Raw genomic sequence first — 12677 nt, 5'->3', positions numbered from 1 at the left:
GCCATGGCAAACCCTCGCTCGTTCTACGCCATCCTGAAGCGGAAGCCCAAAAGGCGTCAGTGCTCCTCGATATCGGCCCTGGTCGGCTTGACCAGCGGCCCCAGGGTATCCAGAAACTGAGTGGAGCCCGTTTCGCTGCGATACAGCGAGAAATCCACCTGCCGGTCACGGAAACTCTTGAGAGGTTGTCCCAATCCACGCAGGCCACTCTCGCGCTCCCGGCGTACCCGATTGAGATCGATCTCGATGGGGATGATTTCCTCTCCGATACCTGCCTGATGAATGACATCACCGGACGGCCCCACCACAATGGAGCGACCGTTGCCCATAGCACCGGCGCCATTGATATCGAAGAAGTAACACTGGTTGATAGCGGCATTGGTCCGCGCGATGGACAGCTCGATATCGCGATCGATGGTGTCGGTCATGGTCGGGTGCAGGATCACCTCGGCGCCCATCGCCGCCAGGGTTCGGGTGGTCTCCGGGAACCACATGTCGTAGCAGATCGAGACCCCAAAGCGGCCGATATTGGGCACGTCGAAGACCACGAACTCGCTACCTCCCTCCACACCCTTCTCGTAGGGCCGAAACGGGAACATCTTGCGGTAGCGGGTGACCACTTCGCCGCGGGGATTGATCACGCTCAGAGTGTTGAAGACCTTGTCGTCGACGCGTTCGAACATCGAACCCGGAATCAGCCAGATACGATATTCCTGGGCAAGCTGACAGAACAACGTCTCCATGGCGCTGGGCATGGGTTGGGCATGGTGGGTGGATGCCCCATTGGCCACCAACTCACTGAACAGCACCATCTGCACTTGGGGAAAACGGGACATCAGCAAGTCGATACGGTGACGCATGGCATCGGTGTTGTCACCGTGTTGCAGGGCATACAGCTGCACCCCCGCAATCGTGAAGTAGGACATAAGCTTCCTCTGACGGCGATCGCCTGAACACACTCACATTGATTGACCGGCGACATCGCCTCCGTGCACAAGGCACGAATCTAGCTTATGCCAGATCATTACCACTTGTAAGTGAGGCGTCATACTTGACGCCGCCGTCAGAAAACACTTGCAGGAGGTGCTAAGGTGGGAGAGGAGCACCGACTCACTGGCTATCCAATTGAATCGGCGGTGATTCTTGTTTGACCGTCTTGGTCACGATATAGGTGAAATAGCGTTCGATGCCCAGATCCGACATCAACCAAGCGTCCATTAGCCGTTGATAGGCATCGATCGAGTCGGCCTCGACCTTGACCAGATAATCGACCCCGCCACCCACTGCCACGCACTCGGTGACCTCGGGAGTGTCGCGCACTACGGCCTCGAAGCGCTGGAAGCTCTCGGCATTGTGCTGCTTCAGCTCGACCTGTACCCAGACCGGCGTGCGCCTGACCAACACCCGTGGATTGATACGGGCGCCGTAGCCTTCGATGATTCCTGCCTTTTCCAGCCGGCGCACCCGCTCCCAGCAAGGGCTGACCGAAAGGTTGATGGCCTCGGCCAGCCGGGATTTGGTGATACGGCCGTCCTTGGCCAGGATCTCGAGAATCTTCAGGTCATAACGATCGAGCTTCATGCGTTTTAACCCAAGGAGTCGACGACTTCGGCGATCACCGCAATGGTATCGCCCATGTTGACCTGGGCCGGGAAACGCCGCGCCACCAACAGACCGCCGCGATTGGCACGATATTCCACGGGAGCGGTGCCGGTGCGCGTCATGTCGTAGACGCGGGCGATCACCTGGCCCTTCTCCACCGCCTCGCCCAACGCCACCGTCAGCTCCAGCAGCCCGCTATGTTCGCTCTGCACATAGCAACTGGCATCCGGCATGTCGACGTAGACCTGCGGTTCGCTGGGCGATTCGATCTCACCTTCGATCAGACCGTAATGGATCAGGAAATTCTTCACCCCGCGCTCGGCGATGGCTAGGCGTTCCGGCGTAGTGGTACCGCCGCCGCCCAGCTCGGTGGCAACGAAGATCTTGCCTTGGCTTTCCACAGCGGTGTCGAACAGTTTGGCGGCGTCGAGCTCGAACATCATCATCGCCGTGGGCGCGCCGAAAGCGATGGCGCCATCCAGCGCCTGGCGCTGCTGGTCCTTGTTTTCCAGTACATGCGAGGCGGCGAACGGCACGATGTCGAGGGTGCGCCCGCCGGAGTGCAGGTCCAGCACCACGTCGCACTTCGGTACCAGGTAGCGTGTGAAGTAATCGGCGATCTGCTCGGTCACCGTGCCGTCCGGGTCACCCGGAAAGCTTCGGTTGAGATTGCCGCCGTCCATCGGCGAGGTACGTCTTCCGGCCATCGCCGCCGGCGCGTTCATCATCGGTACGATGATCACCCGCCCGTGCACGTCCTTGGGCTCTAGCGTATTGGCCAGCTTCAACAGGGCGGTAATGCCCTCGTACTCGTCGCCATGATTGCCCCCGGTCAACAAAGCGGTAGGGCCGGTGCCATTGGCGACCACGGTGATGGGAATCATCACCGCTCCCCAAGCCGACTCGTCGTTCGAGATCGGCAGCTTGAGGTAGCCATGCTGAACACCATCGGCCTCGAAGTCGACGGTGGCGGAAATCGGACTGGGTCGCTTGCTCATGGAATCGTTCTCCTCGAACGCCTGGCTGGCGTGGGGAAACACAACGGCCAGGGCATTACTTGACGAACAACTGGCGCGGGAAATCGGCCAGTGTTTCGGCGCCGGTTTCGGTGATCAGGATAGACTCAGTGATCTCCAGCCCCCAGTCTTCCATCCACATACCGGGCATGAAATGGAAGGTCATTCCTGGCTCGAGAATCGTCTCGTCGGAAGGACGTAGACTCATGGTGCGCTCGCCCCAGTCCGGCGGGTAGCTGATGCCGATGGGATAGCCACAACGCGCGCCACCGCGATCGAAGCCATACTTGTCCATTGCCGCACCCAGTGCCATGGCGATATCGGCACAACGATTGCCGGGCTTGGCCACTGCCAGGCCATTCTCGATCCCTTCGAGCAGAGCCGACTCGCCACGCACGAAGTCCAGTGGCGGTTTACCGAGAAACACTGTGCGTGACAGTGGCGCATGGTAGCGCTTGAAGCATCCGGCGATCTCGAAGAAAGTGCCCTCGCCCTCGCGAAACGGCGTATCGTCCCAAGTCAGGTGTGGCGCTGCCGCATCCTTGCCGGTGGGCAAAAGCGGCACGATGGCGGGATAGTCGCCGCCGTAGACGATACCGTCCGGTGATGTCCACCCCTCGATACCGACCCGATAGATTTCCGAGACCAGCTTGCTCTTGGGCAACCCCGGCTCGATCACCTCCAGGATCCGCGCATGCATGCCCTCGACGATCTTCGCCGCGATGCGCATGTACTCGATCTCGCGTGGCGATTTGATCGCCCGGCACCAGTTGACCAAGGCGTTGGCATCCTGGAAGCGGGCATGCGGCAACTCGCGCAACAGGCTTTGATAGGCCTTGGCCGAGAAGTAGTAATTATCCATCTCCATTCCCACCACCCCTTCATGCCAGCCTCGATCAGGCATGATGGACTGGGCCAGGTAGTCCATGGGGTGCATATCCGGATTCTGCACGTAGTAATCCGGGTAGTGGGTGATGTTCTCCGGGTCTATCCAGCAGGTGCGCAAGGCGCCGTTGCTGTCCTGGCGTCGGCCGTACCACACCGGCTCACCTTCCAGACCAAGCAGTACGCACTGGTGCACATAGAAAGACCAGCCATCATAGCCCGTCAACCAGGCCATGTTGGATGGGTCGCTGACGATCAGCACATCAATGCCTCGGTTGGCCATCTCTGCACGCACCTTCCATAGGCGCTGTGCATATTCCTCACGAGTGAAAGGCAGGGAAACCTCGATCATGGGCCACTCGCCATAATAAAAATCGCCAAAACCGGCCCTTCCCAGTCAATTGAGAATGCCGAGCCCTTTGCTTCAGACCTGCTGAGCCTGAAAAAACCGCCGGTATTGCCGACGGCGGGTACTACTTGATTGCCAGAACCTGTGCTGGACGCCGGTTGAAAATTTGGCGTTATCATTGTCATGATTTGCTATAAACAAAAACATGACAATTGCCAGTCAATGCCCTAACGAGGATACTAGCATCTCTCCTGAGCCCGCCGTCAAAGGCTTTATTGGATCATGACAATTGACCTGACCCCCTATCTTCCCACTCACGGCCCCAAGTACCTGGCCATCGCTCGTGCGCTTTCCGAGGCGATACGTCAGGGCGGCTTGATTCCAGGCAGCCGCCTCCCTCCCCACCGGCAACTGGCCGAATCCCTCGGAGTCAGCGTACAAACCGTCTCTCGGGCCTATACCGAAGCGGAAAAAATGGGTCTGGTGCAGGCACGGGTCGGCAGCGGCACCTGGGTCAATGCCTTCGATGATAGCCGCGAGTCTGAATACCTGCGCGGCCTGGAACCCCGTCGCGAGACTCCACTGATCGACCTGTCGATCGCCCACCCCGTTTGCACACCGCGTCATCACCTGCGCTTTCGGGAGGCCCTGGCCGAGCTCAGCGAGCATGCCAATCCCGACGTGGTCAGCGCCTGTCGGCCGATCGCCGGCCTTGTCCACCAGCGCGAACGTGCCAACGATTGGCTGCACAGGCGCCTGGGTGTGCCCGGTGACGTGGACGATCGCATCCTGTGCAACGGTGCCGCCCACGGTCTGATGCTGGCAATCTCCACCGTCGTCCAGCCTGGGGACGTTGTACTCACCGAGGCCCTTACCGACCACGGTCTGATCGCCCTGTCGCGCACCCTGGGCTTCCAGCTTCGTGGTGTCTCCATCGACGACGAAGGCGTGATTCCGGATGCCTTGGAAGTCGCCTGCCAGCGCTTCCACCCAAGTGCCGTCTGCCTGACCCCAACCCAGTTGAACCCCACCGGAGCGACCATGAGCGAGCGACGACGCCACACCGTGGCCGAAGTGCTCAACCGTCATGGCATATGGCTGATCGAGGACGACGTGCACGCCCTGCTCGAACCGCCAGGCCTGATGCCACTGGCCGCCTACCTGCCGCGCCAGACTTTCCATGTCACCAGCCTGACCAAGGCCACGGTACCGGGATTGCGGGCCGGCTACCTGAGCGTGCCCCGCTCGCAGCTTCACCACACTTTGCCCCGCTTGCGCGCCACGAGTTGGATGGCCACACCCTTGACCTTCGAGATCGCCGACCTGTGGTTGGCCAACGGAACGGTCGAGACCTTGGCCCAGGAACAGCGCGAATTGCTGGCCGAGCGGCAACGCCTGGCCGCCCGCCTGTTGGAGGCCCACCACTTATCATCACGCCCCACCAGCCTGCATGTCTGGGTGTCATTGCCACCGCTATGGCGTCCCGAGGAACTCCAGCAACAGGCCGAACAGGAAGGCCTGGCGATTACCACCGCGCAACCTTTCATGGTCGAGCAATCGCCACCGCCGAAGCGGGTCCGCCTGAGCCTGGGTGCCGAGCCGGACATCGCCCGTCTGGAAGAGGGCTTGCACTACCTGGCCGGCTTGCTCGACGAAGCGCCACCGCCCATGATGCAGATCGTATACTGAACCGAGAGGGGAGGAAGCATGCGCATTCTGGTTCACATCGACGATGCCGAGCTATGGCGAGAAACCCTGGCCAAGCGTATGCCGGAAGCAGAGGTTTTCACCAGCGACCAGGAGGTCGAAGGCATCGATTACCTAGCCGTATGGAAGCCGCCGGCCAGGTTGCTGGAACGCCACGCCGGCGCCAAGGGTATCGTCAATCTCGGAGCCGGTGTCGATGCTCTTCTCAACAATCCGGGGCTGCCCAAGGGAGTGCCCATCGTCAAGCTGCACGATGCCGGCATGGGAGAATTGATGGCCGACTACGTGCGCTACGGTGTGCTGCATTTCCAGCGCGACTTCGATCGCTACCTGAGCCAGGAAGCCGATGCGCTGTGGCGGGAAATTCCGGTTGTCGCCAAGCGGGACTGGGGAGTCGGCATTCTCGGCCTCGGCGCCATCGGTACTCATGTCGCCCAGACGCTGGCCGCGGATGGCTTTCCCGTACACGGTTGGAGCCGCTCACCCAAGCGAATCGAGGGAGTGACCTGTCACCATGGAGATGCCGGCCTGCGCAAGCTGCTGGGTCAGGTGCATACCCTGGTCACGCTGCTGCCCGATACCCCGTCGACCCGGCATATCGTCAATGCCGACACCCTCGCGGCTCTGCCCAACGGAGCGACCCTGATCAACCCGGGACGCGGCACCCTGGTCGATGAAACGGCCCTGCTCGAGGCTCTGGGTCCCGACAAAGAAGAAGGCCACCTGCGCGGAGCGCTGCTCGATGCCTTCCCCGAGGAGCCGTTAACAACCGACAGCCCGCTGTGGGCCCACCCTCGAGTGCGGATCACGCCGCACATGGCCGCGCCAACCCCGCTCGACGAAGCTGTCGAACAGGTCGTCGAAACCGTTCGTGCCTGGGAAGCGGGCGAGTCGGTGCCAAGCGTCGACCCGGAAGCCGGCTACTGACTTCCAGGATAGGTTCGCAAAGCCCTACAAAGCTGAGCGTCAACGCGTTACGCTGAGAAACAAGCCTTGGAAGCACTGAATAAATCGACGAACGGCATCAAGCGCAAGGCGCCCGGAGCACAGGAACCGGAGCCTATGGGGTATAGGTGTGAGGATTCCGCGCACCGCGCAACGCAGCGATTGAACCGTGCAGGCATTTATTCAGTGTTTCCTTAGCCACACTGGATAATCCAGGGGGAGGCAGCGATGACGCAACCACAGGTGACATATCGCCCCGACGATGCCTTGTTGATCGTCGACATGCAGAACGATTTCTGTGAAGGAGGGGCGTTGCCCGTAGCCGGCGGCAACGCCCTGGTGCCGGGCATCAACAGCCAGGCCCAGGCCGCACGGGAGGCCGGCGCCCTGGTGATTGCCTCGCGCGACTGGCACCCCGTCGATCATTGCAGTTTCGAAAGCCAGGGCGGCCCCTGGCCGGTGCATTGTGTCCAGGATACACCGGGGGCTGCTTTCCACCCCGAGCTGCAATTCCCTGACGGCACCATCAAGGTCAGCAAGGGCACGGCCTTCGACCGTGACGCCTATTCGGCCTTCGATGGCACGGGACTGGCCGACTTCCTGCGCCACCGCGGGATTTCCCGCGTCATGGTCTGCGGCCTGGCGATGGATGTCTGCGTGCGGGCCACGACACTGGATGCCCTCAAGGCCGGCTTCACGACCCATTTGCTGACCGGCCTCACCGAACCCGTGGTAGCCGACCAGCGTGAGGCATGTGAAGAGGAACTTCGCGAAGCAGGTTGTGAGGTCGTGGCATGAAGCATCCCTCTCCGGCCAGTGTGACCGACGACGACCTGGCGCTGCTCACCGACCTCTACGAGCTGACCATGCTGCAGGCCTACTGGCGGGAGGGCATGCACGGCCGCGGGGTATTCAGCCTCTATTTCCGCAAACTGCCGGCCAAGCGTAACTTCATGCTCGCCTGCGGTCAGCAGTATGTTGCGGAACTGGTCACGCGCCTGCGTTTTTCACCGACCAGCCTGCAGCGCCTGGCCGACGTGAAGGTGTTCGAGGATGACTTTCTCGCCTGGCTCGAGGGGTTTCGCTTCACGGGCGATATCTGGACCGTGCCCGAAGGCACGCCGGTATTCCCCAGCGAGCCATTGATGGAAGTCGAGGCGCCCATCGCCGAGGCTCAGCTACTGGAGAGCCTGGTGATGAACCAGGTCCAGCTCGAGACCGTGCTGGCCTCCAAGGCGGTGCGCCTGGTGATGGCCGCCAACGGACGCCCAGTCGTCGATTTCGGCATGCGCCGCATGCACGGCGTGGATGCCGCAATCCGTGGTGTGCGCGCTTATCGCGCGGCGGGCCTCGCCGGCACCAGCAATGTACTTGGAGGGCTGATCCATGACCTGCCACTGCGCGGCACCATGGCCCACAGTTACGTGCTGGCTCATGATAACGAACAGGAGGCGTTTCGGCAGTTCGCCAGGCTCTACCCGGGAACCACCCTGCTGGTGGACACCCACGACACACTGGCTGGAGTGCGCAAGGTCATCGATCTGATGGCTGCGGAGCCCGACCTCAAGGTCGGCGCAATTCGCCTCGACTCAGGGGATCTCGGCCCCCTGGCCCGGGATGCTCGCCAACTGCTCGACGATGCCGGCCATGCCGACGTGAAGATCGTCGCCAGCAGTGGCCTCAACGAACAGGCCATCGCCGAACTGATCGGAGCCGGCGCCCCCATCGACGCCTTCGGTGTCGGCACGTCCATGGGCGTGTCGGAGGATGCCCCGGTGATCGACCTGTCCTACAAGCTGGTGGAATACGCTGGCAAGCCGCGTGTCAAGCACTCACCGGGAAAGGTCAACCTGCCCAGCCGCAAGCAGGTCTATCGTCGTCGCGACAGCCAGGGGTTCTACCGTGGCGACCTGATCGCCCTGCGCGACGAACCGGTTGACGATGGCGAGCCCTTGCTGACCCCGCTGGTCAAGGAGGGCCGGATCGACGATTCGGCCCTTGCGGAAGCCGACCGCGCCCGCGAGCGGGTTCAGCAGGCCCTGCGGCACTTACCGCCCGCTCTGCGCCAGCTCGAGCCCGCCGACCCCCCCTATCCAATCGAACTCAGCGAGGGCCTGAAACGCCTGCAGCGCCAGGAGTAAATATCCCCCCTCATTCACTGCAATAGGGCGTTGAACTGCTTTAGCCACTCCGGATGCGCCGGCCAGGCCGGTGCCGTGACCAATCTGCCGCTGGTCACTGCCTGATCGACCGCGATATCGGCATAATCACCACCAGCCAGGCGCACTTCCGGAGCGCAGGCAGGGTAGGACGACACCCGATGTCCCTCCAGCGACACCGCCGCAGCCAGTAATTGCGCGCCATGACAGATCGCTGCCACCGGTTTGTCGTGTTCAACGAAATACGCCACCACTTCCAGTACCCGTTCGTTGAGACGCAGGTATTCCGGCGAGCGTCCTCCGGGAATCACCAAGGCATCGTAATCGGCCGGATCGACCTCGGCGAAAGTAGCATTCAGAGTAAAGCGATGGCCCGGCTTCTCGGTATAGGTCTGGTCCCCTTCGAAATCGTGGATGGCGGTCTTGATGTTGTCGCCTTCACGCTTTTCGGGGCACACGGCCTCGACCTCGTGCCCCATCGCTTGCAGGGCCTGGAAGGGCACCATGATTTCGTAGTCCTCGACAAAGTCACCGGCAATCAACAGTATCCTGGCCATGAGGAAAAGCTCCCTTGCGTGGGGACTCGCCAGGCGCGGCACGATCGCCGCGGCCAACGCGTCCAAGGATGGTAAGCCATAGAGTAGACGAGCATATTGAATGCGCAATGAACGTGCACGCGGGAACCTTTGACCCTCACCCCGCATCACAGCGAGGTATCTGTCTCGTCATCATGGAGCACTCATGCCCCACGCGTTGCGCATCCTTCTTGCAAGTCTGGTGACCACCATGCTACTGGTGACTGGCGCCATGGCCAGCGAACCGGCCGATCCTCGCCCTTTTGCCGCCAGTTATCGGCTGGAAATCAATGGCTGGCCCAGTGCTCGTGTCGAGCACCAGCTCACGCGCCAAGGCAACCATTGGCAAAGCGACATGCGCGCGGCGATCGCCATGGCTCGTGGCAGCGAAAGCAGCCGATTTCGAATCGGTGACGACGGCATTCGTGCCAGTGCCTATCACAGCGGTTATTCACTGCTAGGCATAGGTGGCAAATATCGGCTGGGACACGATGACCTCGCCTCGCTTCCCGATAGGCAGACGGCACTGTTCGAGCTCTCACGTCAAGCGGTGCAAGCCCGTTGCGACGACGACCAACCACCGTGCGAATTCCGCTACCAGGACCACAAGGGACGCGAGGAAACCCTGCACTACCGTGTCGTCGAACGCAGTGAACTGACACTGCCAGCCGGCAACTTCGATGCCATAACCATCGAGTCTTGGGACCCCGAACACCCCGAACGGCGACTGATCTTCAGCTTCCACCCCGAACTGCCGGGCTTGTTGCTGGCCATCGACTACCGCCGTGAAGGCGAGCGCAAGAGCCGTTTGACCTTGACCGAACTCTCGCTGTCGGAATGACTTCCATCGTTCATCAGCCTGGCTGATGCCCCATCAGGGAAAATCATTTCCCTTCATATCTCCTTTCGCTTATCGTCGGCTGCCTTGGTCGGGATATCGGCCACCTCGCTTCATTCGACACTGGAGCCACGATGCTGAGCGGAATCCTGATCGTCCTGCTGCCCCTGATCCTGGGCTATCTGATACCGGTACGCCGCGCTCCACTCATGAATCTGGTCAACCGCTCGGTCAATGGCTCGATCTACGTCATCCTGCTGCTGATGGGTGTCGGCCTGGCTGCGCTCGATGACCTGGGCCGCCAACTCTCGCACATGGGCGGCCAATCGGCGCTGCTGTTCGCGATCACTGCCACTTGCAACCTGCTGGCACTATGGTGGCTGGCAAGACACAGTGAGATGCGCGCCGGTACCTCGCCGGTCGTGGCGGGCGCGCCGACCAGCAAAGTCGTTGCCATGCTCGGCTCGCTGACCTTGGTCGGTGTCGTAGGCCTGGGGGTGATCATTGGTGTGGCGCTCGACTGGCTGGCCATGAGTGAATGGCATGCACGGGCCGAGACACTGGCCGAAGTCGTGCTGTATGCCTTGTTGGCGTTGATCGGTTGCCAACTCCGCAATTCCGGCATGCCACTCAAGCAGATTCTGCTCAACCGCCATGGGCTGGCGATCGCCGCCACGGTAGCGGTCAGCTCGCTGCTGGCCGGCTTGCTGGCCGCACCGCTACTATCGCTCTCCTGGAACCAGGGCCTGGCCATGGCCGCAGGTTTCGGCTGGTATTCGCTCTCGGGAATCCTGATCGGCGATCAGCTCGGTCCGGTGCTCGGTGGCATAGCCTTCTTCAACGACCTGGCTCGCGAACTGCTGGCCTTCCTGCTGATCCCGCTGACGATTCACCGCGCCACCCCACTGGCCATCGGCTATGGCGGCGCCACTTCCATGGATTTCACCCTACCGGTGATCCAGCAACACGGCGGTGTAGCCTGCGTGCCGGTCGCCGTCGTCAGCGGCTTTATCCTTTCGCTGCTCTCGCCACCGCTGATCCTGTTCTTCCTCTCCCTATAACGACCACTCCCGTAGCCCGTAGCCCGTAGCCCGTAGCCCGTAGCCCGTAGCCCGTTGCCCGTTGCCCGTAGCCATTATCCTAAAGTCTAGGTTGAAGTCCGCCCCATCAAGCGGCTAACTGTGCACTCACGATCTTAATCGTTTAAGAAACCACTTAGAAAACGTTCAGATACCATTAAGGAAACGCTGAATTAACCGGCGAACATGCTCATGCTTCAGCATTCATCCAGTGTTTCCATAACAACAAACCGACGAGGAAGGCACACCATGCTCAAGAAACTGATTCCCGCCATCGCCTTGGCCAGCACCGCCACTACCGTCATCGGTCAGGCCCAAGCCGCAGAGTTGACCATCTCCTGCGGTGCCGTGGGGGCCGAATTGACCCTGTGCCAGGAGGGAGTGCGCGCCTGGGAGGAAAAGACCGGCCACAGCGTCGACATCGTCTCCACCCCCAACTCCTCGACCGAACGCCTGTCGCTCTATCAGCAGATTCTCTCCGCCAAGTCCAGCGACATCGATGTGATGCAGATCGACGTGGTTTGGCCGGGCCTTTTGGCGAACCACCTGCTCGATCTGAGAGAGACCCTCGGGGAGGATGCCGCTAGCGGCCACTTCGAAACCATCGTCGCCAACAACACCATCGACGACCGCCTGGTGGCCATGCCCTGGTTCACCGATGCCGGGGTGCTCTACTACCGCCAGGACCTGCTCGACAAGCACGGTTTCGAGGCTCCCGAAACCTGGCAGGATCTGACCGAAATCGCCCGTGAGGTTCAGGCCGCCGAGCGCGAAGCCGGTAACGACAAGATGTGGGGTTTCGTGTTCCAGGGCCGCGCCTACGAAGGGCTGACCTGCAATGCCCTGGAGTGGGTGGCAAGCCATGGCGGCGGCACCATCGTCGACGCTGAAGGGGAGATCACCATCGACAACGAGCGTGCCGCCGAAGCCCTTGATCTGGCCGCTACCTGGATCGGCGAGATATCGCCGGAAGGCGTGCTCAACTACACCGAGGAAGAAGCCCGCGGCGTCTTCCAGAGCGGCAACGCCGTATTCATGCGCAACTGGCCCTATGCCTGGTCACTGGCACAAAGCGAGGACAGCAACGTGCGTGACAAGGTCGGCGTGGTCAAGCTGCCCAGTGCCAATGGCGCCGATAGCGCCGCCACCCTAGGCGGCTGGAATCTGGCAGTGTCGCGCTACAGCGAGAACCCCGAACTCGCCGCCGACCTGGTCGCCTTCCTGACCGGCGAGGCCGAGCAGAAGCGCCGCGCCATCCAGGGTGCCTACAACCCCACTCTCGCAAGCCTCTATCAGGACGAGGAGGTTCTCGAAGCGGTGCCCTTCTTCGGCACACTGTACGACACCTTCACCAATGCCGTGGCACGCCCTTCGGCGCCCACCGGCGATAACTATGGCCGTGTCAGCAACAGCTTCTTCAACGCCGTCCACAACGTGCTCTCCGGCAACCAAAGTGGTGCCGAAGCCATCGCCACGCTGGATAGCGAACTGTCGCGCATCAAGCGGCGTCGTTGGTAACCCA

General features: G+C 61.5%; 12 protein-coding genes. 7 read left to right on the top strand and 5 right to left on the bottom strand.

From position 1 onward, the window contains the following. Window positions 1-56 precede the first annotated feature (56 nt). The 4 genes from IE093_RS05905 to doeA form a co-directional block, all read right to left on the bottom strand. Window positions 57-926, bottom strand: coding sequence for a carbon-nitrogen hydrolase family protein (locus IE093_RS05905; protein WP_189467140.1), 870 nt, complete (start codon window positions 924-926; stop codon window positions 57-59). A 184-nt stretch (window positions 927-1110) separates the two neighbouring features. Further along, the gene (locus tag IE093_RS05900) at window positions 1111-1581 is read right to left on the bottom strand and encodes an Lrp/AsnC family transcriptional regulator (RefSeq protein ID WP_189467138.1); all 471 of its coding nucleotides are present in this window, start codon (window positions 1579-1581) and stop codon (window positions 1111-1113) included. Window positions 1582-1586: 5 nt separating this feature from the next. After that, window positions 1587-2600 carry a N(2)-acetyl-L-2,4-diaminobutanoate deacetylase DoeB gene (doeB, locus tag IE093_RS05895; RefSeq protein WP_189467135.1) on the bottom strand — a complete coding sequence of 338 codons (1014 nt, stop codon included), beginning with the start codon at window positions 2598-2600 and terminating at the stop codon, window positions 1587-1589. Window positions 2601-2655: 55 nt separating this feature from the next. After that, window positions 2656-3855: an ectoine hydrolase DoeA gene (doeA, locus tag IE093_RS05890; RefSeq protein ID WP_189467133.1), complete on the bottom strand. Its 1200-nt coding sequence runs from the start codon at window positions 3853-3855 to the stop codon at window positions 2656-2658. A 279-nt stretch (window positions 3856-4134) separates the two neighbouring features. On the opposite strand from doeA, the gene ehuR reads away from it, so the two are divergent. From ehuR to IE093_RS05870, 4 genes are all read left to right on the top strand, one after another. Then, window positions 4135-5541 carry a MocR-like ectoine utilization transcription factor EhuR gene (gene ehuR, locus IE093_RS05885; RefSeq protein WP_189467131.1) on the top strand — a complete coding sequence of 469 codons (1407 nt, stop codon included), beginning with the start codon at window positions 4135-4137 and terminating at the stop codon, window positions 5539-5541. An 18-nt stretch (window positions 5542-5559) separates the two neighbouring features. Continuing rightward, entirely contained in the window at window positions 5560-6486 is a 927-nt protein-coding gene (locus IE093_RS05880; protein WP_189467129.1) for a 2-hydroxyacid dehydrogenase, read from the top strand. A 246-nt stretch (window positions 6487-6732) separates the two neighbouring features. Further along, window positions 6733-7302, top strand: coding sequence for a nicotinamidase (locus IE093_RS05875; protein ID WP_189467127.1), 570 nt, complete (start codon window positions 6733-6735; stop codon window positions 7300-7302). After that, window positions 7299-8645 (top strand): nicotinate phosphoribosyltransferase, encoded by a 1347-nt coding sequence (locus tag IE093_RS05870; RefSeq protein ID WP_189467125.1) that lies wholly within the window; start codon window positions 7299-7301, stop codon window positions 8643-8645. The genes IE093_RS05875 and IE093_RS05870 overlap by 4 nt, the downstream gene beginning before the upstream one ends. A gap of 14 nt (window positions 8646-8659) precedes the next feature. On the opposite strand, the gene IE093_RS05865 is transcribed toward IE093_RS05870, so the two are convergent. Then, the gene (locus tag IE093_RS05865) at window positions 8660-9220 is read right to left on the bottom strand and encodes a DJ-1/PfpI family protein (RefSeq protein WP_189467123.1); all 561 of its coding nucleotides are present in this window, start codon (window positions 9218-9220) and stop codon (window positions 8660-8662) included. 184 nt (window positions 9221-9404) lie between these two features. Between IE093_RS05865 and IE093_RS05860 the strand changes: the two genes are divergently transcribed. The 3 genes from IE093_RS05860 (at window position 9405) to IE093_RS05850 (ending at window position 12673) form a co-directional block, all read left to right on the top strand. Beyond that, window positions 9405-10079: a hypothetical protein gene (locus IE093_RS05860; protein WP_189467121.1), complete on the top strand. Its 675-nt coding sequence runs from the start codon at window positions 9405-9407 to the stop codon at window positions 10077-10079. Window positions 10080-10210: 131 nt separating this feature from the next. Then, window positions 10211-11137 (top strand): LysO family transporter, encoded by a 927-nt coding sequence (locus tag IE093_RS05855; RefSeq protein ID WP_189467119.1) that lies wholly within the window; start codon window positions 10211-10213, stop codon window positions 11135-11137. A 267-nt stretch (window positions 11138-11404) separates the two neighbouring features. Further along, window positions 11405-12673, top strand: a complete 1269-nt coding sequence (locus IE093_RS05850) for an ABC transporter substrate-binding protein (protein WP_189467117.1) — start codon at window positions 11405-11407, stop codon at window positions 12671-12673. Window positions 12674-12677: the final 4 nt, after the last annotated feature.

This window comes from Litchfieldella qijiaojingensis (assembly GCF_014651875.1).
In the GTDB taxonomy this organism is placed as follows: Bacteria; Pseudomonadota; Gammaproteobacteria; order Pseudomonadales; family Halomonadaceae; genus Litchfieldella; species Litchfieldella qijiaojingensis.
The sequence above is the reverse complement of the archived record's forward strand: the minus strand, read 5'-3'. Positions and strand labels throughout refer to the sequence as shown.

Excerpts from the sequence above, each read along its gene's own strand:
- IE093_RS05905 (WP_189467140.1), bottom strand. The coding sequence starts at position 926 with ATGTCCTACTTCACGATTGCGGGGGTGCAGCTGTATGCCCTGCAACAC.
- IE093_RS05900 (WP_189467138.1), bottom strand. The coding sequence starts at position 1,581 with ATGAAGCTCGATCGTTATGACCTGAAGATTCTCGAGATCCTGGCCAAG.
- doeB (WP_189467135.1), bottom strand. The coding sequence starts at position 2,600 with ATGAGCAAGCGACCCAGTCCGATTTCCGCCACCGTCGACTTCGAGGCC.
- doeA (WP_189467133.1), bottom strand. The coding sequence starts at position 3,855 with ATGATCGAGGTTTCCCTGCCTTTCACTCGTGAGGAATATGCACAGCGC.
- ehuR (WP_189467131.1), top strand. The coding sequence starts at position 4,135 with ATGACAATTGACCTGACCCCCTATCTTCCCACTCACGGCCCCAAGTAC.
- IE093_RS05880 (WP_189467129.1), top strand. The coding sequence starts at position 5,560 with ATGCGCATTCTGGTTCACATCGACGATGCCGAGCTATGGCGAGAAACC.
- IE093_RS05875 (WP_189467127.1), top strand. The coding sequence starts at position 6,733 with ATGACGCAACCACAGGTGACATATCGCCCCGACGATGCCTTGTTGATC.
- IE093_RS05870 (WP_189467125.1), top strand. The coding sequence starts at position 7,299 with ATGAAGCATCCCTCTCCGGCCAGTGTGACCGACGACGACCTGGCGCTG.
- IE093_RS05865 (WP_189467123.1), bottom strand. The coding sequence starts at position 9,220 with ATGGCCAGGATACTGTTGATTGCCGGTGACTTTGTCGAGGACTACGAA.
- IE093_RS05860 (WP_189467121.1), top strand. The coding sequence starts at position 9,405 with ATGCCCCACGCGTTGCGCATCCTTCTTGCAAGTCTGGTGACCACCATG.
- IE093_RS05855 (WP_189467119.1), top strand. The coding sequence starts at position 10,211 with ATGCTGAGCGGAATCCTGATCGTCCTGCTGCCCCTGATCCTGGGCTAT.
- IE093_RS05850 (WP_189467117.1), top strand. The coding sequence starts at position 11,405 with ATGCTCAAGAAACTGATTCCCGCCATCGCCTTGGCCAGCACCGCCACT.